This is a genomic window from Aeromonas allosaccharophila (assembly GCF_016026615.1).
Taxonomy (GTDB): Bacteria; Pseudomonadota; Gammaproteobacteria; order Enterobacterales; family Aeromonadaceae; genus Aeromonas; species Aeromonas allosaccharophila.
Map to the genome: position 1 here is coordinate 4,480,745 of NZ_CP065745.1, position 22,383 is coordinate 4,503,127.

25 protein-coding genes and 2 pseudogenes are annotated in these 22,383 nt (G+C 58.9%); 11 read left to right on the forward strand and 16 right to left on the reverse strand.

The window, feature by feature from the left end; genetic code table 11:
- Positions 1-38: 38 nt before the first annotated feature.
- Positions 39-947, reverse strand: coding sequence for a pseudouridine-5'-phosphate glycosidase (locus I6G90_RS20580; protein WP_197929012.1), 909 nt, complete (start codon positions 945-947; stop codon positions 39-41).
- The gene (locus I6G90_RS20585) at positions 941-2,032 is read right to left on the reverse strand and encodes a PfkB family carbohydrate kinase (RefSeq protein WP_197929013.1); all 1,092 of its coding nucleotides are present in this window, start codon (positions 2,030-2,032) and stop codon (positions 941-943) included. The genes I6G90_RS20580 and I6G90_RS20585 overlap by 7 nt, the downstream gene beginning before the upstream one ends.
- A 203-nt stretch (positions 2,033-2,235) precedes the next feature.
- Here I6G90_RS20585 and I6G90_RS20590 point away from each other — a divergent pair, with 203 nt between their 5' ends.
- A complete protein-coding gene (locus I6G90_RS20590) occupies positions 2,236-2,688 on the forward strand; it encodes an RNA methyltransferase (protein ID WP_197929015.1) in 453 nt (150 codons plus the stop codon).
- A gap of 14 nt (positions 2,689-2,702) precedes the next feature.
- Here the strand turns inward: I6G90_RS20590 and I6G90_RS20595 are convergent, their stop codons facing one another.
- Positions 2,703-3,455 (reverse strand): substrate-binding periplasmic protein, encoded by a 753-nt coding sequence (locus I6G90_RS20595; protein WP_197931232.1) that lies wholly within the window; start codon positions 3,453-3,455, stop codon positions 2,703-2,705.
- A gap of 190 nt (positions 3,456-3,645) precedes the next feature.
- On the opposite strand from I6G90_RS20595, the gene I6G90_RS20600 reads away from it, so the two are divergent.
- Positions 3,646-4,077 (forward strand): universal stress protein, encoded by a 432-nt coding sequence (locus I6G90_RS20600; RefSeq protein ID WP_042060878.1) that lies wholly within the window; start codon positions 3,646-3,648, stop codon positions 4,075-4,077.
- A gap of 77 nt (positions 4,078-4,154) precedes the next feature.
- On the opposite strand, the gene I6G90_RS20605 is transcribed toward I6G90_RS20600, so the two are convergent.
- The 4 genes from I6G90_RS20605 to crp form a co-directional block, all read right to left on the reverse strand.
- Positions 4,155-4,790: a murein L,D-transpeptidase catalytic domain family protein gene (locus tag I6G90_RS20605; protein WP_197929017.1), complete on the reverse strand. Its 636-nt coding sequence runs from the start codon at positions 4,788-4,790 to the stop codon at positions 4,155-4,157.
- Positions 4,791-4,964: 174 nt separating this feature from the next.
- Positions 4,965-6,074, reverse strand: a complete 1,110-nt coding sequence (locus tag I6G90_RS20610) for a porin (protein WP_197929019.1) — start codon at positions 6,072-6,074, stop codon at positions 4,965-4,967.
- A gap of 264 nt (positions 6,075-6,338) precedes the next feature.
- A complete protein-coding gene (locus I6G90_RS20615; RefSeq protein WP_197929021.1) occupies positions 6,339-7,139 on the reverse strand; it encodes a putative RNA methyltransferase in 801 nt (266 codons plus the stop codon).
- 124 nt (positions 7,140-7,263) lie between these two features.
- The gene (gene crp, locus I6G90_RS20620; protein ID WP_033135974.1) at positions 7,264-7,902 is read right to left on the reverse strand and encodes a cAMP-activated global transcriptional regulator CRP; all 639 of its coding nucleotides are present in this window, start codon (positions 7,900-7,902) and stop codon (positions 7,264-7,266) included.
- A 329-nt stretch (positions 7,903-8,231) separates the two neighbouring features.
- Between crp and I6G90_RS20625 the strand changes: the two genes are divergently transcribed.
- Together I6G90_RS20625 and I6G90_RS20630 are read left to right on the forward strand one after the other, a co-directional pair.
- Positions 8,232-8,636 carry an OsmC family protein gene (locus I6G90_RS20625; RefSeq protein ID WP_058053021.1) on the forward strand — a complete coding sequence of 135 codons (405 nt, stop codon included), beginning with the start codon at positions 8,232-8,234 and terminating at the stop codon, positions 8,634-8,636.
- Between the two features lie 97 nt (positions 8,637-8,733).
- Positions 8,734-9,030: an MliC family protein gene (locus I6G90_RS20630; RefSeq protein ID WP_042060888.1), complete on the forward strand. Its 297-nt coding sequence runs from the start codon at positions 8,734-8,736 to the stop codon at positions 9,028-9,030.
- A 142-nt stretch (positions 9,031-9,172) separates the two neighbouring features.
- Here the strand turns inward: I6G90_RS20630 and I6G90_RS20635 are convergent, their stop codons facing one another.
- From I6G90_RS20635 to I6G90_RS20645, 3 genes are read right to left on the reverse strand one after another with little or no spacing between them, the layout of a single operon-like run.
- Positions 9,173-9,706, reverse strand: a complete 534-nt coding sequence (locus I6G90_RS20635) for a DUF4136 domain-containing protein (RefSeq protein WP_163129173.1) — start codon at positions 9,704-9,706, stop codon at positions 9,173-9,175.
- Between the two features lie 16 nt (positions 9,707-9,722).
- Complete coding sequence (locus I6G90_RS20640) at positions 9,723-10,592, reverse strand: phosphoribulokinase (protein WP_042658487.1); 870 nt, start codon at positions 10,590-10,592, stop codon at positions 9,723-9,725.
- Positions 10,593-10,644: 52 nt separating this feature from the next.
- Positions 10,645-10,869, reverse strand: coding sequence for a YheU family protein (locus I6G90_RS20645; RefSeq protein ID WP_058052994.1), 225 nt, complete (start codon positions 10,867-10,869; stop codon positions 10,645-10,647).
- A gap of 89 nt (positions 10,870-10,958) precedes the next feature.
- On the opposite strand from I6G90_RS20645, the gene I6G90_RS20650 reads away from it, so the two are divergent.
- Positions 10,959-12,134, forward strand: a complete 1,176-nt coding sequence (locus I6G90_RS20650) for a sensor domain-containing diguanylate cyclase (RefSeq protein ID WP_197929023.1) — start codon at positions 10,959-10,961, stop codon at positions 12,132-12,134.
- Here I6G90_RS20650 and I6G90_RS20655 read toward each other — a convergent pair.
- From I6G90_RS20655 to I6G90_RS20675, 5 genes and pseudogenes are all read right to left on the reverse strand, one after another.
- Positions 12,070-12,942 (reverse strand): annotated as a pseudogene (locus I6G90_RS20655) (hydrolase); the annotation flags it as partial. The gene I6G90_RS20650 and the pseudogene I6G90_RS20655 overlap by 65 nt on opposite strands.
- Positions 12,943-12,952: 10 nt before the next feature.
- Complete coding sequence (locus I6G90_RS20660) at positions 12,953-14,371, reverse strand: IS66-like element ISAs21 family transposase (RefSeq protein WP_004576012.1); 1,419 nt, start codon at positions 14,369-14,371, stop codon at positions 12,953-12,955.
- A gap of 103 nt (positions 14,372-14,474) precedes the next feature.
- A pseudogene (locus I6G90_RS20665) lies at positions 14,475-14,612 on the reverse strand (hydrolase); the annotation flags it as partial.
- A 66-nt stretch (positions 14,613-14,678) separates the two neighbouring features.
- A complete protein-coding gene (locus I6G90_RS20670; protein ID WP_042658491.1) occupies positions 14,679-15,578 on the reverse strand; it encodes a chemotaxis protein in 900 nt (299 codons plus the stop codon).
- Positions 15,579-15,731: 153 nt separating this feature from the next.
- Complete coding sequence (locus I6G90_RS20675) at positions 15,732-16,391, reverse strand: hypothetical protein (protein WP_197929025.1); 660 nt, start codon at positions 16,389-16,391, stop codon at positions 15,732-15,734.
- Positions 16,392-16,430: 39 nt separating this feature from the next.
- Between I6G90_RS20675 and I6G90_RS20680 the strand changes: the two genes are divergently transcribed.
- Together I6G90_RS20680 and slyD are read left to right on the forward strand one after the other, a co-directional pair.
- Positions 16,431-16,634: a YheV family putative zinc ribbon protein gene (locus I6G90_RS20680; protein WP_005335287.1), complete on the forward strand. Its 204-nt coding sequence runs from the start codon at positions 16,431-16,433 to the stop codon at positions 16,632-16,634.
- Positions 16,635-16,777: 143 nt separating this feature from the next.
- Positions 16,778-17,461 (forward strand): peptidylprolyl isomerase, encoded by a 684-nt coding sequence (slyD, locus tag I6G90_RS20685; protein WP_197929027.1) that lies wholly within the window; start codon positions 16,778-16,780, stop codon positions 17,459-17,461.
- A gap of 362 nt (positions 17,462-17,823) precedes the next feature.
- Here the strand turns inward: slyD and I6G90_RS20690 are convergent, their stop codons facing one another.
- Complete coding sequence (locus tag I6G90_RS20690; protein ID WP_197929029.1) at positions 17,824-18,684, reverse strand: Tim44 domain-containing protein; 861 nt, start codon at positions 18,682-18,684, stop codon at positions 17,824-17,826.
- A gap of 363 nt (positions 18,685-19,047) precedes the next feature.
- Here I6G90_RS20690 and dnaB point away from each other — a divergent pair, with 363 nt between their 5' ends.
- The 4 genes from dnaB (at position 19,048) to I6G90_RS20705 (ending at position 22,306) form a co-directional block, all read left to right on the forward strand.
- A complete protein-coding gene (gene dnaB / locus I6G90_RS20695; protein ID WP_033136212.1) occupies positions 19,048-20,442 on the forward strand; it encodes a replicative DNA helicase in 1,395 nt (464 codons plus the stop codon).
- Between the two features lie 52 nt (positions 20,443-20,494).
- Positions 20,495-20,617 carry a hypothetical protein gene (locus I6G90_RS21445; protein WP_269668390.1) on the forward strand — a complete coding sequence of 41 codons (123 nt, stop codon included), beginning with the start codon at positions 20,495-20,497 and terminating at the stop codon, positions 20,615-20,617.
- Between the two features lie 196 nt (positions 20,618-20,813).
- The gene (alr, locus tag I6G90_RS20700; protein WP_136501453.1) at positions 20,814-21,887 is read left to right on the forward strand and encodes an alanine racemase; all 1,074 of its coding nucleotides are present in this window, start codon (positions 20,814-20,816) and stop codon (positions 21,885-21,887) included.
- Positions 21,887-22,306, forward strand: coding sequence for a secondary thiamine-phosphate synthase enzyme YjbQ (locus I6G90_RS20705; RefSeq protein ID WP_150389544.1), 420 nt, complete (start codon positions 21,887-21,889; stop codon positions 22,304-22,306). The genes alr and I6G90_RS20705 overlap by 1 nt, the downstream gene beginning before the upstream one ends.
- Positions 22,307-22,383 lie beyond the last annotated feature (77 nt).

Below are 22,383 nucleotides of genomic sequence, written 5' to 3' on the forward strand. Positions count from 1 at the left end.
CGGGAGGGCCAACAGGCCCTCCTTTCATTTGCGCTTGATTACAGTGCGGCAGCGATGCGGGCACCGAGCGCAGCGTTGTTCAGTACCAGCTGGATGTTGGCCGCCAGCGAGTTGCCGCCGGTCAGCTCGCAGACACGTGCCAGCAGGAAGGGGGTTGACGCTTTGCCCTTGATCCCCTGCCCGTCCGCTTCATGGAGCGCCCGGGCAATGGCTGCGTCGATATCGGCTTTCGGCATGGCGTGTGCGGTCGGGATGGGATTGGCCACCACGGCGCCGCCCGCCAGTCCCAGCTCCCACTTGAGGCGCAGCGCCTCGGCGATGGCCGCCGGACTCTCCAGTCGATAATCAACCTTGAAGCCGCTCTCGCGGGTGTAGAAGGCGGGCAACTCTTCGGTTTGATAGCCGATCACCGGCACCCCTTGCGTCTCCAGATACTCCAGAGTCAGCCCGATATCGAGGATCGACTTGGCGCCGGCACAGACTACTGCCACCGGCGTTTGTGCCAGCTCCTGCAGATCGGCCGAGATATCGAAGGTCTCCTGCGCGCCGCGATGTACCCCGCCAATGCCACCGGTGGCAAAGACCCGGATCCCCGCCATGGCAGCGATGATCATGGTGGAGGCGACCGTGGTGGCTCCCATTCCCTTGCGCGCCAGTACGAACGGAATGTCGCGGCGGCTGCACTTGGTCACGCTGTGGCCAGCCCGGCCCAGCGCTTCCAGCGCACCGGCATCCAGACCCACCTTGAGGCGGCCGTCGAGGATGGCGATGGTCGCCGGAATGGCGCCGTTGTCGCGCACCACCTGTTCAACCTGACGGGCCGTCTCCACGTTCTGCGGATAGGGCATGCCGTGGGAGATGATGGTGGATTCGAGGGCAACGACCGGTTTGCCGGCGGTCAGCGCGGCAGCAACTTCCGGTTGGATATCGAGGTAAGCGTTCAGCATGAGTACTCCTCCAGTATGCGGTCAACGGCGGTCTTGCTCAGACCGGAAAAAACGGTATCGGAACAATTGACGGTGAGGGCGGCGCAGCCCAGGGCAAAGCGGGTGGTCTGGGCAATGTCGAGCTCTTGCAGCCAGGCGTGGGCGAGGCCAGCCATAAAGGCATCCCCGCCGCCGGTGACGTTGAGCACCGGACTGCCCAGCACCGGCAGGTGGCCCTGCTGCTCGCCATCGCTGTAGAAGATCCCCTGTTCACCCAGACTGAGGAACAGCCGCTTGACCCCGGCGCGGTGGAACCAGGCGGCCACCATGGGCCAGGTTTCGGGCCCGGCGATGGTCATGCCGCACAGCTGCTCGGCCTCGCTGCGATTGGGTTTGAGGGTGTGGATCTTGCCGAGCCAGGGGCGGATCTTCTCCACCTTGGCCACCGAAACAGTATCGACAAAGATGGCATGATCACCTTGCCGCTCGAACAGCCAGTCGAGGGTATGGATAGCCAGATTGGTGTCGAGCACCCAGAGCCGGGCACCGCCGAGAAAGCCACCGAGTGGGGTCAGGCGGGCAGGAGTGAGCTGCTCGATAATGGCCATGTCATTGATGGCACAGCTCATTTCGCCGCTGCCATCATGCAGGCTGAGATAACAGGAGGTGGTGTGGCCATCGAGCACCAGAGTCTGGCGCACATCGACGCCGGCTCGCTGGCTTACCTCCAGCAGATGATGACCATACTGGTCGTTGCCGACTGCAGTCAGCAGTCGGGTATCGCTGCCGAGCCGCGCCAGATTCTCGGCGATATTGCGGCCAACACCACCGGCCGAGGTGCGCACCTTGCCCGGATTGGAGTCGCCGAGCAGCAGGTTGTCGTGGCTGGTGCCGCAAATATCCATATTGGCACCGCCGATCACCACCACGTAGGGACCCTCTCGCAGTACATAACCTCTGCCTTGCACATACCCCTGCCGGATCAGGCTTGAGATGTGGCTGGCCAGCGCAGAGCGGCTGATGCCGAGGCGATCGGCCAGCTCCTGCTGGGCAATCATGGGGTCCTGACGCAGCAGGGCGAGGATCTCTTGTTCACGCTCAGTCATAGACAAACATCCATTTGCAAACGTTTGTCTATTATTGCTGGGAAACGTTTGCTGGCTATCGGCTTGTACAAAATTTGTCGGTTTGCGCACAAAAAATCGACATCCGTGATGGGGCGACGAGTCGTTGAGCCTGGCGAGGTACTTTTAACGGGTCGATGACCCCGCAGCGGCTTATAATGGTCGCCGCAAGATGAGGAGAGATGATGGAAAAGAGAGCATTCTGTTGTGTAGGGCTGGTCAATCCCAAATCCCCGGAAAATGTCGGTGCCGTGATGCGAGCTGCGGGTTGCTACGGGGTGGACGAGGTCTACTACACCGGCAACCGTTTCGAGCTGGCGCGCCGCTTTGCCACCGATACCAAGCAGATGGTGGAGAAGATCCCGCTGCTCGGGGTGGATGACCTGATGGCGTTTATCCCGAAGGGATGCGTGCCCGTGGTGGTCGATTTGATCGACGGCGCCACGCCGCTCCCCGACTATGTCCACCCGGAGCGCGCTTTTTATATCTTCGGGCCGGAGGATGGCACGCTCGATCCCGCGCTCTACGGGGCGGTGAAAGATGTGGTCTATGTGCCGACTCAGGGCTGCATGAATCTGGCCGCTTCGGTCAATGTGATCCTCTATGATCGCTTGGCGAAGAGGATGAGGGGGGCGTAATTAGCTCAGGGCTATCATTCAGGTGCCGGGCTGGCGGCGGCTTTCTGTTCCAGTTCCCTGATAAACCCTTGGTAGTAGTCATAGAGCTGATAGTGCTTATAGATGTCAGCCAGATTTCCGCTGCGGATCAACTCAACCATCCCCTTATCCCAGAGATCCATCATCCGGTTGCCCTGGGGGGTGTCGGCAAAGATGGGGTAGGTCGGGATCCAGCGCAGGAAGGCTCGATGCAGGTTGGGGGGAATGTCCTCATTCGCACAGAGCACGCCGGCAGTCAGGTAATAGCGATAGCGCTCTTTGCCGAGCAGTTGCAGAGCCATCTCATCGCTATCGATTTCATGCCACTGCATGGTGACTGCAATGTATTTGTCGAATGCCCAGCCCCGCCGCCATACCACAGATTGTCCCTGCAGGCTTTTTTCTCCCTGCCACTTGGGCTGCCATTTTTTGAGCATGAACACGGTCAGGTCATCCGCTGATGCGGGATAGCGCGGTTGTCGGACACCGGTGACTTCATCGCGGTATACCCCCATCGCCATATCGCCTCCTTTTTTGGCAATGACAGCGAGAGCACGTTTATAGGGCACGATATGGGGGGTTACCTGATAACCGTGGGGTTGGTAGATGGCGCGAACCAGATCGAGATAAATGCCTTTGCCATCTTGTTGGCAAAAGCCTGGCCAGTCATCGCAATAAACCTCAATAGAATCTGCCCGGCAATTAACCACCGTGCACAAACAACAGAGTAACAGACAGATGCGTAACATGGTCAGCGCTGGTCTCGTTGGGGCAAAGGGAAAACGGATACCCTGCTTTATACCATGGCATTGATCGTGACAGGACGTAGAAAAAATCTCGCATCTCCATTTTGCGACAGGGTCGAGGGTTATTTTCGGTCGGGTTGTTATGATCATGAAAAGATTCAATAGTGCCCCAATCAGGAGAGGAGACTGCATTATGCCATCGATCAAAACGCTGCTCTGTCCGGTCGATTTTTCCCAAATGTCCCGTGCGGTACTCGACTATGCCGTATTCATGGCGCAGAGCCATCAGGCCCAGCTAAAGCTGATCCACGTGGTCGATCAACTGCACGGTTTTGACAGCTACAAAATCTTGCATATGACGGCAGTCGAGATCACCCACGAGATGGAGCGTCAGGCCAAAGCCCAGCTCAAAGAGCTGGTGGCGACGCTGCCGATCCCTGCCACCTTTGATATTCGCTTTGGCCGCGCTGCTGACGAGATCGTGATTCAAGCCAAGGATGATGAGGTGGAGCTGATCGTGATGGGCAGTCACGGCCGCTCCGGCATCAGCCATCTGCTGGTAGGCAGTGTCGCGGAATCCGTGGTGCGTCATGCACCCTGCCCGGTACTGGTGGTGCGCCAATAACGCGCCCCGTTTAGCGTGAAAAGCGTAACAAACAAGGCCAGCGATTGCTGGCCTTGCGTTTTCTGCTGCCGTGCCCGCTAGCCATGGGCGTAGATGACGCTGCCCCCCTTGATGGTATCTATGATGGCCCTGGCCTGCTCCTTGGGCAGGGCCGGGCAACCCCAGCTGCGGCCCAGCTTGTCATATTTGCGCAGATGGGTCGGGCTGGCATAGGTGGCGCCATGTACCACAATGGCGCGTTTGCGGGCATTGCTGTTCTTGCCGGGGCTGAGTCCGTCCAGTCGCAGGGAGTAGCCATGCTTGCCCAGATAGGTTTCCGCTGTGCGATAGACACCGAGGGAGCTTTGCCGGGAGTTGAGCTGGTTGGAAAAGCGTTCTGCGGCCAGCTCACCCGAGTTGCGGCCATGGCTGACCCAGGTGTGATAGAGCAGCTTGTGGCGTTTCATGTCGATGACAAACAGCCTGCGCTGGGTGGATGGCTTGCTGTAATCGATGATGGTGAGAATGGCTTTGCGCTTGTGGCGCACGGTTTGATAACTGTTGAGGGCTTGACGAAAGGTCTGTTTATCCAGCTTGCCTGCCAGACCCAGTTGACGATAGAGGCTCTGATCCCAGCTGGCATCTGCCGTGCTGCTCCAGATGAGCGATATCAATAGCAGTGGTAACAGCAGCCACCCGCGTTGCCAGCCTGTGTTCCAGTCTGCTTGTCCCATCCTTGCATCTCTCCTTTGGCATTCCCTGCAACAGAGCTGATATCACCCTCAATCCGCTCGATAGTTATATGCAAGGCGCTGAAAAGGCGCAATAAAAAAACCGGCCGCAGAGCGGCCGGAAGTAATTCAAACAGTAGACATTGGTATCACAGGGTATAACTGACTTCCAATTACTTAGAAGTTGTACTGCAGGGCCACACCAACTACGTCGTCAGTGTTCTGACCCAAGGCGCTGGTAGAGTTACCAACAGAGTCCAGCAGGTTCAGCTTGTAATCAACGTAAGCGTTGAAGTTGTCGGTGAAGTTGTACCAGGCACCGATGGATACATATTCGGTCAGGGTGTCATCGAAGCTGACATTGGTGTCATTCTTCACATCGGTGCGCAGGTAGGCCAAAGAAGGCTTGAATTGCGGGGTCACTTTGTACTGAACCACGGCTTCGTAACCATCGCTCTTCTCGGCATAGCCGTTCTTGACGAAGATGTGATCTTCACTGTGAGCATAGGTAGCAGCCATATAGAGGTTGCCAGAAGCATATTTGGCACCAAAGCCCATCAGCTTGGCATCCTGGTCGCCACCGAAGGCGGCGTATTTCGCTTGATCATCGGTCTTGCCTGCTTGGTTGTAGGCAGCAGACAGACCCAGACCCATATCGAAGTCATAGGAGGCAGCTACGGCAAAACCTTCTTTGGAACCTTTATCGTTCCAAGTTGCACCGTTTGGCAAAGTATTGCCGCTGAAAGATGTATCGATGGCGCTACGGCTTGAGTTTTGTGGGGTGTTGTTACCGGTGAACTGAACACCCAGGGTCAGACCATTCTGGGTGAACAGGTACTTGGCGACGCCATTGGTGCGACCGGTGCCGAAGGCTTCGGTATCTTTACCCAGGCCGTCACCACCCCACTCGGGCAGTACGTCGGTGTAGTCGTTCACGATGGCAAACAGACCATCCTGACGACCGTAGCTGAATGCGCCGAAGCGGTCGTGCTTGATGCCTGCGTAAGCGTAACGCAGTTCGTCTTTGTCAGAACCGGAGGTCGGCAGGTTGTACTCGGCAAAACCGAATGCCTTCATCTCGGGAGCAATCTTGGTCTCGCCGCGCATGTTTACACGGAAGTAGCTCTGATCACCTTCTTTGGCGTCGTTGTCAGTGCCGTAGTAAGCACCCTGAGCACGGCCACCGATCTCCAGCTTGGTATCGTTCTGGTTGTAGACGGTAGCAGCATGGGCGCCGCTCGCCAGCAGCAGGCTGGAGATGGCAATAGTCAGTGCAGACTTTTTCATATGCTTTATTCCTCTGATGTAAACACTTGGACCTGTACCGGTCCTTGTTGATTCGTGATCGGATTAGAGCCGATGGGGACAAGGTAGAGCGTTTAACCTTGACTGGAGCTGAATCAGCGGCGGGTTACTTGCTGATGATGTTATTATCATTATTGGGGTGGGCGGGCGATTAGTATTTTTGTTGTTCAGAATCAAGAGATTAGTTTTTAACTGCAGACAGAAAAACGGCAGTGTTTGTATAAAACACTGCCGTTTTGAACACTATCAGAGCGGTTTTTGCCACAGGGTCAGCAGCAGATCCTGTTCCAGCTCATCCGGGCCCTGTTGAGCGAAAGCGTGACGCTGCTCACCGGTGGCGCGCCAGCCGAGGCGGCTGGTCTCCAGAATAAAGCAGCGCATGGCGTGATCCATGCTGAGGCTGAACTGACAGCGTTGTTGAGCCACCTGATTGAGGCCACCGAGGGTCGGCCAGCTGAGGGGGTGTTCCATGCTCACCGGGTTGAGGCTGACCCGCAGTTGCCACTGATGACGGGGGCCCGGCTGCAGATAGAGCAGATAGCCACCGGGGGCCAGCCACTCCGCCAGCAATTCGCTTCTTACCTTGAGATCGTTGACCAGCAGCACCTGAGCCGAGCCCGGCTGCAGCGGTGCACGGGCGGGATCGGCAATGACAAACTGGCCGTCCGGTTGCGCTTTTTTGGCGGCAAAGATGGTGTTCTTGGCGATGTCAACGCCAGCAAACTGCCAGCCGGGCAAACGCTCTGCCAGCGCTCGGCAGTAGTAGCCTTCACCGCACCCGAGATGGATCAGCTCTTGCGGGGCCAGCGGAGAGAGTAGAGCGGCCATGGCCTCGACCAGCGGCAGTTGGTGGCCAGCTTCCAGAAAGTGGTGCTTGGCGCGCATCAGGGCGCGGCTGTCGCTGTCTTTGGGATTCTTCTTGCCGGGGATGAGATCCAGATAACCTTCCGGTGCCGGATCGAAGTGATGCTTGTTGTCGCAATAGCGGCCCTGAGATGCCTCATGGAGGTGGAGCGGATTGCGGCAACGGGGACATTGAAGGTGCATAGAAACTCTCTTGGCGAACGCCGAAACAGGAAGGGCGTTCGGGATTATAGGGGAGAGGATCAAAAAAGGCTGCCGTAGCAGCCTTTTTTATCCCAAGGCCTCTGTCAGGCCCGTGGACGGGTCATCAGCGAGTGCCAAATACCACAATGGTCTTGCCGTGAGCAGAGATGAGCTCCTGCTCTTCCAGCATCTTGAGGATGCGGCCCACGGTTTCACGGGAGCAGCCGACGATCTGGCCGATCTCCTGGCGGGTGATCTTGATCTGCATGCCATCCGGGTGGGTCATGGCATCCGGCTGTTTGGCCAGGTTGAGCAGGGTCTGGGCGATCCGGCCGGTCACATCCAGGAAGGCGAGGTTACCCACTTTCTGGCTGGTGTGCTGCAGGCGCTTGGCCATCTGGCCAGAGAGGCGCAGCAGAATGTCCGGGTTGACCTGGATCAGCTGGCGGAACTTCTTGTAGGAGATCTCTGCGACCTCGCAGGATCCTTTGGCGCGAACCCAGGCGGAGCGCTCGGGATTCTCGTTCTCTTCGAACATCCCCATCTCGCCCAGGAAGTCGCCCTGGTTGAGATAGGAGAGGATCATCTCTTTGCCCTCATCGTCCTTGATCAAGACAGCCACCGTGCCCTTGACGATGTAATAGAGGGTCTCCGCTTTTTCACCCGCATGGATCAGGGTGCTCTTGGCGGGATACTTATGAATGTGGCAGTGCGACAAGAACCATTCCAGGGTGGGATCGCTTTGCGGTTTGCCAATGACCATGAGAATTCCTCTGTAGTGTCTTTTTATGGACTTGTGCGTCCGGGCAAGTTGCCAATCTTGCCATTCCTTGTATTGGTCGCAGTAGGATAAGAGCCTTTGCCTGTGCTGACAAGGCTTTGCGGGCTTTTGAAAGAGCCCTTTGAGTAATGCCTGCTGCGCCGCTGCGGCCATTCTAGGGAAGATAGCGCTCGGAGATGTTGATTTTGATCTATTTCCATCCCGACAGTCGCTTCCCCGCCGAGTCTGCGCATCGAGATATGCCGCTTGTCCGATGGCTGGGGTATGCTAGGCAGATCATACTATGGCGACAACAACTGAGGACGCGTGAGATGAAAGCCAGGGTCAGCTGGGTGGAAGGAATGAAGTTTGTGGGTGAGAGTGAATCCGGTCACAAGGTGATTCTGGATGGTGCCAACCCCGGTGAGGGCGCCAGCCCGATGGAGATGATCCTGCTGGCAGTCGGCGGCTGCAGCTCTATCGATGTGGTTTCTATCCTCGAGAAAGCGCGCCAGTCGGTGACTGCATGTCATGTCGATGTCAGTGGCGAGCGGGTCGATAGCGTGCCGCGGGTTTTCGAGAAGATTAATCTGCACTTCGTGGTGACAGGCAAGGGATTGGCAGAGAAGCAGGTAGCCAGAGCGGTGGATCTGTCGATGGAAAAATATTGTTCTGTTTCCCTGATGTTGGAAAAAGCGGTACAAATTACCCATAGTTATCAAATTGTTGAAGCTTGATAACTGACGATTGTTTCGTTGAACCACTGCCATAAGGCCATCACCTCAGGCCACGGCGCAAGGTCATTACATAAGGCCACCACATAAGGAAAGTGCAATGAAAAAATTGATCGCTCTGCTTCCCCTGCTGGGTCTGGCTGCTTGCAGCAGTCCACAGCCTACCCAGTATCAATACAGCCAGTACCAGTGTGGCGAAGAGATGCTGGCCATTACCTATGATGCCCAGGCTGACATGGTGCAGTTCCCCTATGCCGGGGTTTACCACAAGCTGGGCCGCGTCGAGGCTGAGTCCGGCGCCAAATATTCAGACGGTGTGACCACCTTCTGGAATCAGGACAAGCAAGGGCTGCTCACCCAGAAAGGGGTGACCCTGCTGACCTGCACCCTCAAATAAGTGGCTGCACAGGTCTGAAGGTGTGCGGCTGTGTCCCCCAATCTGGCCAGGGTCAGATTGGGTCAAGAGGTTGAGAGCACAAAAAAACGGCTTGCCGGGAGGCAAGCCGTTTTTCTATCTATCCATTATCGCTAAACAAGCGTTAGTTGGTCGGGACGCTATGAAGCAGTTCGGCCGCGAGCTGTTGGCTGAGCGCCTGGCGCTGGTTGTCGGCAATGCTCACATCGCTGGTCAGCTGGATGATGCTGCTCCAGACCGCTTTCTGGGTTTTGCGATCGAGCAGTACGATGGCCAGCGAACCTTTGCGCTCGTTGGCCGAGGCATAGACCCCCGGCGTCATGCCGAGGCGCGCGAAAATCTCGCCGTCGCTGATATCCTTGCCGCCTGCGACGCCGATGGCGACCCACAGATCCGCCTCGTCGAGTGGTGCGCTTTGCCACCCCTTGCCATTGAGCTCCCGGCTCACCGCCTGCTGCATCGGCTCCAGCCACCCTTCCGCCAGCTCACCGGCGAATTGATACTGCTCGGCCAGGGCGTAGCGCGGGGTCGCGCCATAGGTCCAAGTGCCAAGCGGGCGAACCAGCATGGTGCCGGACTCCAGCGTGGGGGCCGCCGGCCCGCTGCTGCAACCGCCCAGCAGGGCGAGCAGAGCCACAGAGAGATAAGCAAGCCGCATCGTGAACTCCTTTGAGTCAGGTTATTTTGCCGGTTTCGAGCAATTGCTGGATGAGCGGGCGCAGGATCAGCTCCATCGCAAAACCCATCTTGCCGCCCGGCACTACTATGGTGTTCATCCGCGACATGAAGGAGCCATCGATCATCGACAGCAGGTAAGGGAAGTCCACCTGCTTGATACCGCGAAACCGGATCACCAGCATACTCTCGTCCAGACTCGGGATCACCTTGGCACTGAAGGGGTTGGAGGTGTCCACCGTCGGCACCCGCTGGAAGTTGATATGGGTGCGCGAGAACTGCGGGGTGATGAAGTTGATGTAGTCATCCATGGAGCGAACGATGGAGTCGGTCACCGCCTCGCGGGAATGCCCTCGCTCAGAGGTATCGCGAATGAGCTTCTGGATCCACTCCAGGTTGACGATGGGCACCACGCCGATCAGAAAATCCACGTGACGCGCCACATTGTGATCCTCGGTGACCACACCGCCGTGCAGCCCTTCATAAAACAGCAGATCGGTATTGCTGGGCAGATGCTGCCAGGGGGTGAAGGTGCCGGGCATCTGGTTGAAGGGCACCGCCTCGTCAAAGCTGTGCAGGTAGCGGCGATACTGGCCATTGCCATCCTGGCCATAGCCCTGGAAAAAGCTCTCCAGCAGGCCGAAGTCATTCGCCTCCGGGCCAAAATAGCTGATGTGGCGCCCCTGTTCGCGCGCCTTGCGGATCGCTACATCCATTTCCGGTCGGGTGTAGCGGTGAAAACTGTCGCCTTCCACCACCGCCGCGGTATATCCCAGTTGATGGAACATGGAGCGAAAGGCGTTGGTCGAGGTGGAGGTGCCGGCACCGGACGAACCGGTAACGGCAATAATGGGGTGCTTGGCCGACATGGGATTCTCTCTTCCTTGGGAGTTCCGTTATAAGGTCAGAATTTCGGTTTGGTCAAGACGGTTCGACGAAGCGATCTTTCATGACGATATTCACCGATTCGTGCAGCTCGCTATAGACGATGACTGCCTTGCCTTGCTGTAATTGTGTTTTCACTGCGTCTACTTTGACGCCGAGCGGCACATCCTGCTCCCCGTACTCGGTTCCTTCCTGCAACACAAAGTGTTCGATCAGGTTGGTCAGGGTGTCGCCGTCCAGTTCTTGCCAGGGAATGATCATGATTGAAGTTGTCTTAGCTGCAATGTCGCTATTGTCTATCTGTGGCCATCAAGCGCAAGGTATTTGTATGATTCCGGGGACGGCCTGAGATGTTTTCTGTCGGGGCTCGTCCGCACGCTGCCGATTTTGACGACCATCTCTGGAGCATTCGCCGGCAGGCATTGAGTCAGGGGATCCGCTGGTTCTGGGTGGCCAATCTGCTTGGGTGCCTGCTGCTGCTGGTCCGTTTTTACGTTTACCAGCATGCCGAGCTGATCATGGATAACCGGTTGCCCTGGCGTTACGAGTGGCAGCTGTGGGCCATGATGGCTGGCAATATTCTCTACCCGCTGTTGCGCTGGTGGTTACTGTACAAGCCAGGTCGAGAGTGGTTGCGCGCACTGCAGGGCTATGCGCTGTTTTGGGGCTCCTGTTGGGCGCTGGTGGGTTATGCCACCGCCGTCACCGAGATGAAGGGCGGATTCAGTCTCGCCTTCATGTCCCTCAGCTTGCTGCTGATGACCTCCCTGATCGCCCTCTATTGCGAAAAGAGCCTCTGTTACTGCTTTATGGCGCCCCCCTGGCTCTATCTGCTGATCGCCCCTCTGACGGTAGAGGTCCCCTTTATGCTCATGCATTTATTGCTGGTGATCGGCTTGGCGCTGTTGCTGGAGACGGGGCGGCGCATGCTCTATGGGTGGTTTGTGCTGGCGGTGGCCAGAGAGTACGAAAATCTGGCGCTGGCGTGCCGGCTGGATGGTCAGGCCAAGCAGGATCCGCTGACCGGGTTGGCCAATCGCCGCTACTTCAATCAGGTGGGGGAGCTGGCGATCAAACAGGCGATGCTGCAGGATCACTCCTTTGCGGTGATCCTGCTCGATGTGGATTTTTTCAAGAAGCTGAACGATTGCTATGGCCATCAACGGGGCGACGAGGTGCTGGTGAGCGTTGCCGGATGCTTGCGTGAGGTGGTGCGTAATCAGGGTGATCTGGTGGCCCGTTACGGCGGTGAGGAGTTTGTGCTGTTATTGCCCAAGGCTACGTTGGCCATCGCCGAGACGGTGGCCCAGCGTGTGGCGGCGGCATTGGCGCGTCAGGCGTTGCCCCACGCCGAGTCCAGCGTGGCTGCCCATGTCACCGTGAGTCAGGGGATCGCCTTGTGGAAAAGCGGTGAATCTCTCGACCGGGTCATCGCCCGTGCCGATGAGGCGCTCTATCGGGCTAAGGCCGAGGGGCGCAACTGCTACCGTATTGCTCCTGCAGACACTCATCCAGCCAGCGACTGATCCGCTCGTCCAGCCAGAACCTTGGTCGCCAGGGCGTGCCGTGCAAAAAGCCGACATGGCCGCCGCGCTGGCTCAGCTCATAGCGCACCGTGGGCGAGAGCTGCTCCGGCCGGGGGATGACGGCGTGTGACATAAAGGGATCGTCGGCGGCGTGAATGACCAGAGTCGGGATCGGGATCTGGCGCAGCAGCGGCAGACCGGAGCAGCTCTGGTAGTAGTGGCTGGCGCTGTGAAAGCCGTGCAAGGGCGCGGTGACTTGCTCGTCAAAATCACGCAGGGTGGCAATCAGCTCCACTTGTCTGGGTTGCCAGCGTTCACTCGCTTGCTGCTGGTGGCTGATCTTGCTGAGCAGGTTGCGGCGCATGGTGCGCAGCAGATAGTTCTGATAGACCTTCGAGAAACCCTGATTGACCCGCTCGGCGCAGCTCGCCAGTTGCAGCGGAGCAGAGACTACCACCGCAGCTTTCAGTGCCGCAGGACAGGCGCGGGCCAGCAGATTGACCAGCATATTGCCGCCGAGCGAAAAGCCGATGGCGATCAGTGGCTTGCCCGGGAAGCGCAGGCTCAGCTCGGCAATCACCTCCTGCGCATCACCGATGGCGCCGGAGTGATAGGCCTGCAGATGGCGATTGGGCTCGCCGCTGCAACCGCGAAAGTGCATCAGCACCGCCTCCCGGCCCTCTCGTTGCAGATGGGCGAACAATCCCTTGGCATAGTGGGAGTGAATGCTCCCCTCCAGCCCGTGAAACACTACTACCAGTGGCCGCTCGTCAAGGCTCACTTCCCCGCTCCAGGCGAGGTCGACAAAGTGTAACCGTTCACCGGGACGGTGTTGACAGCACCAACTCCTCCGGGAACGGGTAGTCGGTTTTCTCGATGCAGGACCTGACAACTGCCCTCAGCCACTCCTGCGGGCAGCGGCCCAATCGCTTGGCCGTCTCCACCAACGATAGGATACGCTGCCTGAACTGCTCGCCTCGATGCGACCAGACGCCATAGCTTCCCTTGCGCCACAGCACATAGCCACGCAGCGCCCGCTCCGCTTCATTGTTGGTCAGCGCTATCTCGTCGTTTTCCATAAAACGCCATAGCATCTCATCGTCCTTGAGCAGTAACTGGCAGCGCCCACGGTAGCGCTTGGAACACAGTACACTGCCCCGCTCCAGCTGCCTTCGCCAGCTTTGCCGACATCGCTGCAACCTTCGCTGGTACTGCTCCCGGCTTAAGCAGCCTTGTTCATAGCCATGCCGGGTTCTGAACACCGTGTCAGCCAGCAGTACCAGCCGGGCTCCGATAGGCTGGTTGACGGCGTCGCTACTCTCGGCAATCGCCGCCACGTTGCGCAGCACATGCGCCCAGCACAGTTGGCGCTGGGCGCTGTCGATGAAGCGGTATCCCGCATACTGGTCGGTCACCAGCACCCCATCAAGCTCACTGCCCAGCAACCGCTTCGCTGCCTCCTGACCGCGGCCAAACGCCGTCATGAAGCAGACCGCGACCTTGCTCAGGGCCAGCCACATCCAGCGTCGCTCACCGCCCCGCTGGTGCCGGGTTTCATCGGCATGGATGATGGCGGCAGACTGCACTTGCTGTTTGATGGCTTGGTGGGTCGGGGTGAGCATGGCGCTGACCCGGCCTTGCGCTTCACTGATGGCGCCTCGGCTAAAGCTCAAACCGAAGTGCTGCTTGAGCTGCTGCTGTATCTTGCTGATGCTCTGGTGGAACTGACCACTCTGCAAAGCGATATAGCTCAGCAGATTAGCCCCCATCTGGCTGTGGCTCACCGTATCGGGCAGGGCTGCTTCACTGGTGGTGACGCACCCACGGCAGGTGCCCCGATACAGCTGATGCTCTGTCACCACATAGCTGACCTCGGGCAGGTCAAACACCTGATGAACCCGGTAGGGCTTGTCATGGGACACCACCTGCTCACCACAGCAGGCGCACTGCCGGGCAGGATAGTGTGGTATTGCCGTCAGTCGGTCGTCCTCAGGATGACGTTCACGCCGCTGCCCCTTGTGGCCAGGCTGGGCACCACGAGCCTTGCCGGAAGCGGGGCGCTTGCGCGCAGGCGGGGTCCCCGAGCCATCAGTGGAGGGGGGCTTGGAGGAGTTATTGCTGTTTTGGTTGAGGCGGTCTTCAAGCTCGGCGATGCGCGCCATCAGCTTGTAAATCAGCTCGTTGGCTTGCTCGAGGGTCAGCGGCAGGCCGGGTGGTGGCGTAATGGGTTTGCTCATGACGTGATGGTGCCAAGCTGGCGGGATCAGGCAAGGGGCAACAGTGGATCAAGGGATGATCGTCTCACTTTTTCCTGTCAATGCCATCTGGGTGAACAGTTACGACAAAGTCCCCATCCTGCAGTTCAAACCGCTCCGCCACAAAGCGGGCAGGGGTGCGGCGCAGCCATTTGGGCAATATGGTCTGCAGATGAGGATTGCGGGCCCACCAGGGGGCGTGGAAGTGGCTTTCGGTCAGCATGGGGTCAGTCGGTCTGGGTCGAAGATAAGGAGGGCGGGAGGTGTGCTCCTCCCGCCAGTCATTGGCTTATTGTTGCAAATGATCGTGATGCTCGGCACCGCGCAGCATGGCCTGGATCAGCTCGTTGGCCTCGAACTTGGTCAGCGCCTCGTGGGCACCCACCTGATGGGCCCGCTCCACGCTGATCTCGCTGGAGAGCGAGGTGTGCAGGATGATATAGGCCCCTGCCAGCTTGCTGTCGCTCTGCACCTCGAAGGCCAGCTCGTAGCCATCGAGCCCCGGCATCTCGATATCGCTCACCAGAATGTCGATGGGGGTCTTCTGGCTCGCCCGCTCCTGCATCAGGGTCAATGCATCCTTGCCGTTGGAGCGGACTTCATAGGGGATATTGATGTAGTCCAGCGCTGCCATCAGCTGACGGCGGGCGACCGAAGAGTCGTCGACCAGCAGGATCCGCATCGGCTTGATCCGTTCGCGCTGCACATCGGTCAGTACCGGATAGAGGTGGCTCGGGTCATCCGGATAGACCCGTGAGAGGATCAGCTCCACATCCAGCAGCTGGATCAACTGGTCATTGACCCGGGTCACACCGGTGACGAACACATTTTGGCCGAGGGCGGCGGGCGGTGACTCGATATCGCGCCAGTTGCACTCGGTGATCTTGTCGATGCCCCGTACCAGAAAGCCCACCAACGTGCGGCGGCAGTCGGTGATGATGATGAAGCAGTGGGGCATCTCCTCCTTGCTGATCGGGCGATAACCCACCGCCATCGCCATGTCGATCACCGGAATGGTGGAGCCACGCATATTGGCGGCCCCCAGCACGGTCGGGTGCGAGTGGGGCATTGCCGTCAGCTGGGTGTAGGGCACTATCTCCTTTACCTTGAGAGTACCGATGGCAAAGGATTGTTTGGCTGAAAGGTGAAACAGCAACATGCCCTGGGATTGATTGGCTTTGCTCGTCATGGCAGATGTCCTGTTGGTCGAAACGTTGGCAGTCACTTCAGGCCTCTAGCATAAAGGATTACGGGGGGAATGGCCCTCCCTTGTTAGCGACCATCTGGCAAAAAACTGGACTCGTTTCACCGACTTTCTTGGCGTTATCACGCTGACAATCGGCTACTGGCCATCATCCCCGCTAACGCCCCACTGCTGACAGGCAGCTTGCAGCGCGGCCTCATTGGCATAGCCCAGCCTGTTGGCCACCTGAGCGGGTTTGCTGCCGCCCTTGAGCAATCTGAGCGCCTGCAGCAGTTGCCACTGCTGTTGCAGAGCAAGGCCTTCTACAGGCGCGTCGGCCTGTTGTGTCCATAGTTGCAGAGACTCTGGCTGGCCACTGGCCAGGGCTTGCCAGCGAGTTTGCAGATCACGGTATCCCTGCTGGCTGATGGCGCACTGTTGCAACTCATCCAGAATCACCTGCAGTCGTTGACCATAGGCCCCTTGCCACTCCTGTGGTCGCTGCCACCGGGCCTGCGAATCGAGCAGGGCATCGAGCAGCGGCGTGGCCTCTAGCCAGCCGGCCTGCTGCGGCTGATCAAGGCGCAGGGAGACATTCAGCTGATCGTAATCGCAACCGCTGAGGGGGCTGAAGGCGGCGAGGGCATCGGCGCAGAGCCAGAAGCTGCTGCCTGCAGGCAATAACAGCTCATGCTGGCCCAGTCTCAGCAGCGCGGCGCCCCGGGTGATCCGCAACAGCTGCCCGACCGGGGTCCGTTTACGGTTGCCGGCGTGCAGGCCCTGGCAGGAAAAATGGTGGTACTCGATGGCGTGATGCATGTAAAAACCCTGATATGATGCTGCCTGGAGGTAACAAATATGGAAACCAGACGTAAAAAGCGCTTCATTGCCGGTGCTGTCTGCCCGGCGTGCGGCAAGTTGGACAACATGATGCTGTATCTGGAGCATGGAGTCGAGAAGGTGACCTGCGTCGCCTGTGGCGACACCCAGGTACAAACGCCGGCCGAAGTCGACAAGCAGACGCGCGAGGCGGAAGAGGTGATCGGGGTCTTTCGTCCCTGATGAGTCAATGGCTGGTGCGATGCGGGTCTCCTCGCTAACGCTGTTGCCGTTTTTTTCGTCACCCGGTGGCGCCGCACGGCATATGCGCGGCCCGCTTTTTAGGGTATTCTGAGCCCGTTTTTTTCTATCCGCAGGATCCTGACATGAAAGTAGCTCCTCTGAGCGTGGTTACGCTGGAATACACAGTCACCGACGAGCACGGTGAAGTCATCGACAGCACTGTCGGCAAAGAGCCGCTGGTCTATCTGCACGGCACCCGTTACCTGGTCTCAGGCCTGGAAGCCGAGCTGGAAGGTCGCGCGGTAGGTGAAGCCTTCGAAGTGACACTGGCACCGAGCCAGGCCTACGGCGAATATGACGAGACCCTGGTACAAGAAGTACCGGGCGAGCTGTTCGACGGCATGGAAGTCTCCGAAGGGGATACTTTTGTGGCTGAGACCGACGATGGCCACCGTCCGGTGACCGTGGTTGAAGTGTCCGAAGAGTTCGTCAAAGTGGATGGCAACCATCCGCTGGCTGGCGTGACCCTGGGCTTCAAGGTCGAGATCAAGGACGTGCGCGCTGCCACTGCCGAAGAGCTGGCCCACGGCCACGTTCACGGTGCCGGTGGTTGCGGTCACGATCACGGTCATGACCACGATCACGGCGGCTGCTGTGGCGGTCATGGTCACGACCATGATGACGATCACGACCAGGGCGGTTGCTGTGGTGGTGCTGGCCACGGTCACGGTCATGGCCACAACCACGGTGACGACCATGCTGATGGTCAGGGTAAAGGCGGCTGCTGCGGTGGCGGCGGTTGCGGTGGCAAAGGCCATCACCACTGATCACGGCCATGCCGATGATACAAAATCTACCATAGGAGTCATACCGAGCAATTAATGCTCATTAATTGCTCCTCCTTGGATGATGAAATCCGAAGCCGGTTGTTCTGGCTTCGGATTTTTTATGTCTATCAAATACGCTCGCGGCTTTTCCCAAGCTAACAGGGCTGCTTATTTTTGGTTAATGCTCAACATTATGCCCTCTCGGTTCCGCGATGTGTTTTTGGCTCTGTGCGCAAATGTCATCTGCAAACGGGTTAGCCAGCGCCAGTCTCTATTTGGTCTCGTTGTGCCCTATAAAAAAATAGCCAGTCAGACTTAACTGACTGGCTATTGCCTAGTGACTAACTGATTGGCGTGAAGCCTTACAGCTGCTCGATACCGACGATATGCCAGGGGGCATTGTTCTTGGCCAGATCGCGCTCGAGGTGCCACACCTCTTTGATGTCTTCCTCAACCTGTTCTTGACGGTCCATGTAGCGGCCGCTGAAGCGTACGCTCACCTGAGCCCAGTCACTGCCGTAGTCGGCGCGTACCAGCTGGGTATCGACGTACATCACTTCGGTGTGCTGGTCGCCAGTCAGTTCGGCTCGCTCGGCTTTGAGCTGTTCAAACAGCTCCGGGCTGACGTATTCGCGCACTTTCTCCAGATCGTTCTTGTTCCACGCTTCTTGCAGGGTGCGATAGTGATCGCGGGCACCGGCCAGGAAGCTGTTCATGTCAAAGCCTGGCGGCAGGCGGAACGGCACGTCGCTGTCGGCAAAGCCGGTGGCTTGCGGTGCGCTGTTGCTCTGCTCGAACTGCTGCGGGGCAGCGGATTGCGGTGGCTGATAGCCCGCATAGGCGGCCTGTTGTGGCTGTGGCGTCGCGACCTTGCCCCGGCGCAATGCACGGAACAGGAAGACGGCACCCAGCGCCAGCAGGGCGATCAGCAGGAAGTCCATTCCTTGCAGGCCTTCAAAGGCACCGCTGCCCAGCAGGTAGGCAAACAGGCCACCGGCCAGCAGGCCGCCCAGCAGGCCACCCATCATGCCGCTCTTTTTCGGCGCAGTCTGGGCACCCAGTGCCGGGTTCTTGGTGTCGACCGGTTTGGCCGCAGGCTGGGCCGGCGCAGTTTTGTAACTTTTACCAAAGGATTTGCCGCCGCCAAATTTCTTGGCTTCGGCGTGAGGTGCCCCCAGGCCAATGGCCAGGATCACGGCAAACAGGGTCAGCATCTTTTTCATTTTGACTCTTTTCACTCTCGTCTGTGGGTGGGGCATGCTCCGCTTTGGCAAGCTCAGCAAGGCGCATGGCAGGCTGCCTGTCCCTAAATGTGTCGCAGCTTGTATTCATCAATATCACTGTTGGCATGAATTATTCATGAACGAGTTGTCTGGTCATCAGGCGTCAAGAGCAGGAGTACACAGCATGAAAAGCAGACGATTGAGTCGCAAGGAGCGCAAAATGCGTAGCAAAATCAAAAGCACCAAGAGTGAGCCGACCCTGGTCTGGCCCTTTATGATGGTATGAGCCGCCAGATAGGGCTCGCCGTAGTTGGCTTTCTTTTGTAAAATTCCCGTCCCCTTCCCGCTGCGGTTTTTATGTGTATGGCAGAGCAAGTGACGGCGAAAAAAGACGCCAAGACACAACAGCTGAAAGTTCCTCCCCACTCTTTTGAGGCCGAACAGTCCGTACTGGGCGGCCTGATGCTGGATAACGATGCCTGGGATCGGGTTGCCGAGCGGGTGATCGATCAGGATTTCTACAGCCGCCCGCACCGGCTGATCTTCCAGGCCATGACCCGCCTCTCCAACGCGGGCAACCCCATCGACCTCATCACCCTGCAGGAGGAGCTCGAACGCTCCGAGCAGCTGGAGGAGTCCGGTGGCTTCGCCTATCTGGTGGAGATCGCCAAGAACACCCCGAGTGCTGCCAACATCAACGCCTACGCCGAAATCGTGCGGGAACGGGCGGTGGTGCGGGAGATGATCTCGGTCGCCAACGAGATAGTCGAAGCGGGCTATGAGCCCCAGGGCCGTACCTCCGGCGATCTGCTCGATCTGGCCGAGAGCAAGGTATTCAAGATTGCCGAGCAGCGCAGCAGCGCCAACGAGGGGCCCCAGCCCCTCAAGCTGATCCTCGAGCAGACGGTCGACAAGATTGAAGAGCTGTTCAAAACCCCGCACAACGGCGTGACCGGGGTGTCGAGCGGTTATGGCGATCTCGACAAGATGACCGCCGGTTTGCAGCGTTCGGACTTGATCATCGTGGCGGCCCGTCCCTCCATGGGCAAGACCACCTTTGCCATGAACCTCTGCGAGCATGCGGCCCTGACCGCCGACAAGCCGGTGCTTATCTTCTCGCTGGAGATGCCCTCCGAGCAGATCATCATGCGTATGCTCGCCTCGGTCGGTCGCATCGACCAGACCAAGGTGCGTACCGGTCAGCTCGACGACGAGGATTGGGCCCGTCTCTCCTCCACCATGGGATTGCTGCTCGAGAAGGGCAAGATGTATATCGATGACGCCTCCGGCCTCACCCCGACCGACGTGCGTTCTCGCGCCCGCCGCATCGCCCGGGAGCACGGTGGCCTCTCGATGATCATGATCGACTACCTGCAGCTGATGCGGGTGCCGGCGCTCTCCGACAACCGTACCTTGGAGATCGGCGAGATCTCACGCTCCCTCAAGGCGCTGGCGAAAGAGCTGCAGTGCCCGGTGGTGGCGCTCTCCCAGTTGAACCGAAGCCTGGAACAGCGGGCCGACAAGCGCCCGGTCAACTCGGATCTTCGTGAATCGGGCTCCATCGAGCAGGACGCGGATTTGATCATGTTTATCTATCGTGATGAGGTTTATCACGATGACAGTCCGGACAAGGGGATTGCCGAGATCATCATCGGCAAGCAGCGTAACGGCCCTATCGGCCGTGTGCGCCTCACCTTCCAGGGGCAGTTCTCCCGGTTCGACAACTATGCCGGTCCGGCGTTTGATGATGATTATTGATAAGTAATGGATAAGGCCGTCCGGATAGTGATTGCCAGGAGTGCCCTGAAAGATGTCAGATATCTCCGACAAGCAGCGTAACGGTGCCAATGTCGGCCGGGTGCGCCTCACCTTCCAGGGGCAGTTCTCCCGGTTCGACAACTATGCCGGTCCGGCGTTTGATGACGACTATTGATGTAAACCCAGGGTGATGGGGGATTAGCCATCACCACGACTGCCCTGACCGATAGCCCAAGCAGACAGCGGCCAACCGTCAGGGCCTGTTTTCCCGGTTCGACAATTATGCCGGTCCGGCCTTCGACGACGATAAGTGAGTGGCGGTCTTCGGCCCGATGAGGGGGAGACCATTTGTGCCCTCGTAAGGGAAAACCATGAAAGCGGCTACTGCCCAAATCAACACTGCGGCCTTGCGCCACAACCTCGCCGTGGTCAAGCGCCACGCTCCCGCTTGCAAGATCATCGCTGTGGTCAAGGCCAACGCCTATGGCCACGGACTGCTGCCAGTCGCCCGCACCCTGGTGGATGCGGATGCCTACGCAGTGGCTCGCATCGAAGAGGCGCTGATGCTGCGCTCCTGCGCCGTGGTCAAGCCCATCGTGCTGCTGGAGGGTTTCTTCTCCGCCGACGATCTGCCGGTGCTGGCGGCCAACAACCTGCAGACGGCGGTTCACACCTGGGAGCAGCTCGAAGCGCTGGAGCAGGTCGAGCTGCCAGCCCCCGTGGTGGCCTGGCTCAAGCTCGACACCGGCATGCACCGCCTCGGGGTACGTGCCGACGAGATGCCCGCCTTTATCGAGCGACTCGGCAAGTGCAAGAACGTGGTGCAGCCGTTCAACATCATGACCCACTTCAGCCGCTCCGATGAGCTGGAGCAGCCCACCACCCGCGAGCAGATCGACTTGTTCAGCAAGTTGACCGCCCCTCTGGCAGGCGAGCGTGCCATGGCCAACTCGGCGGGCATTTTGGCCTGGCCGGACTCCCACTGCGACTGGGTGCGCCCCGGCGTTATCCTCTACGGCGTATCGCCGTTCCCCAACACGGTGGCGGCCGATTACGACCTGCAGCCGGTGATGACCCTCAAAACACAACTGATTGCGGTGCGGGATCACAAGGCGGGCGAGCCGGTGGGCTACGGCGCCAACTGGGTGTCGGATCGCGATACCCGGCTCGGGGTGATCGCCATCGGCTACGGTGACGGCTATCCGCGCATGGCGCCCAATGGCACTTCTGTGCTGATCAACGGCCGCATCGTGCCGCTGGTGGGGCGTGTCTCCATGGATATGAGCACCGTCGATCTGGGGCCTGGCGCCACTGACAAGCCCGGCGACGAGGCGGTGCTGTGGGGCGAGGGGCTGCCGGTGGAGCGGGTGGCCGACGAGATTGGCACCATCCCCTACGAGCTCATCACCAAGCTCACCTCCCGCGTCTTTATGGAATACGTCTGATGTGGCAGCAGTGCCTGCTGACGTTGAAGCCCCGTTCGCGGGGCTTTCATCTGGTGACGGACGAGCTGGTGGCCAAGCTGCCGATGCTGGCGGATTACCGAGTCGGCATGGCCCACCTGCTGCTGCAACACACCTCCGCCTCGCTCACCCTCAACGAGAATTGCGATCCCAGCGTGCGCAGCGATATGGAAGCCCATCTGCACCGGTTGGCACCTGAGGATGCTCCCTACTATCGCCATACCTATGAGGGGCCGGACGATATGCCCGCCCACATCAAATCCTCCCTGCTCGGGGTGAGTCTGCTGCTGCCGATCCGTGACGGTCAGCTGGCGCTCGGCACCTGGCAGGGGATCTGGCTTGGCGAACATCGCGTCGATGGCGGCGCCCGCAAGGTGCTGGTGACCCTGCAGGGGGAGTAGTCAGGTCGGTATTGAGTCAAAAGACCAATAAAAAGAGGGATGGCGCCGAGCCATCCCTCTTTCGTTTCTACGGTGTT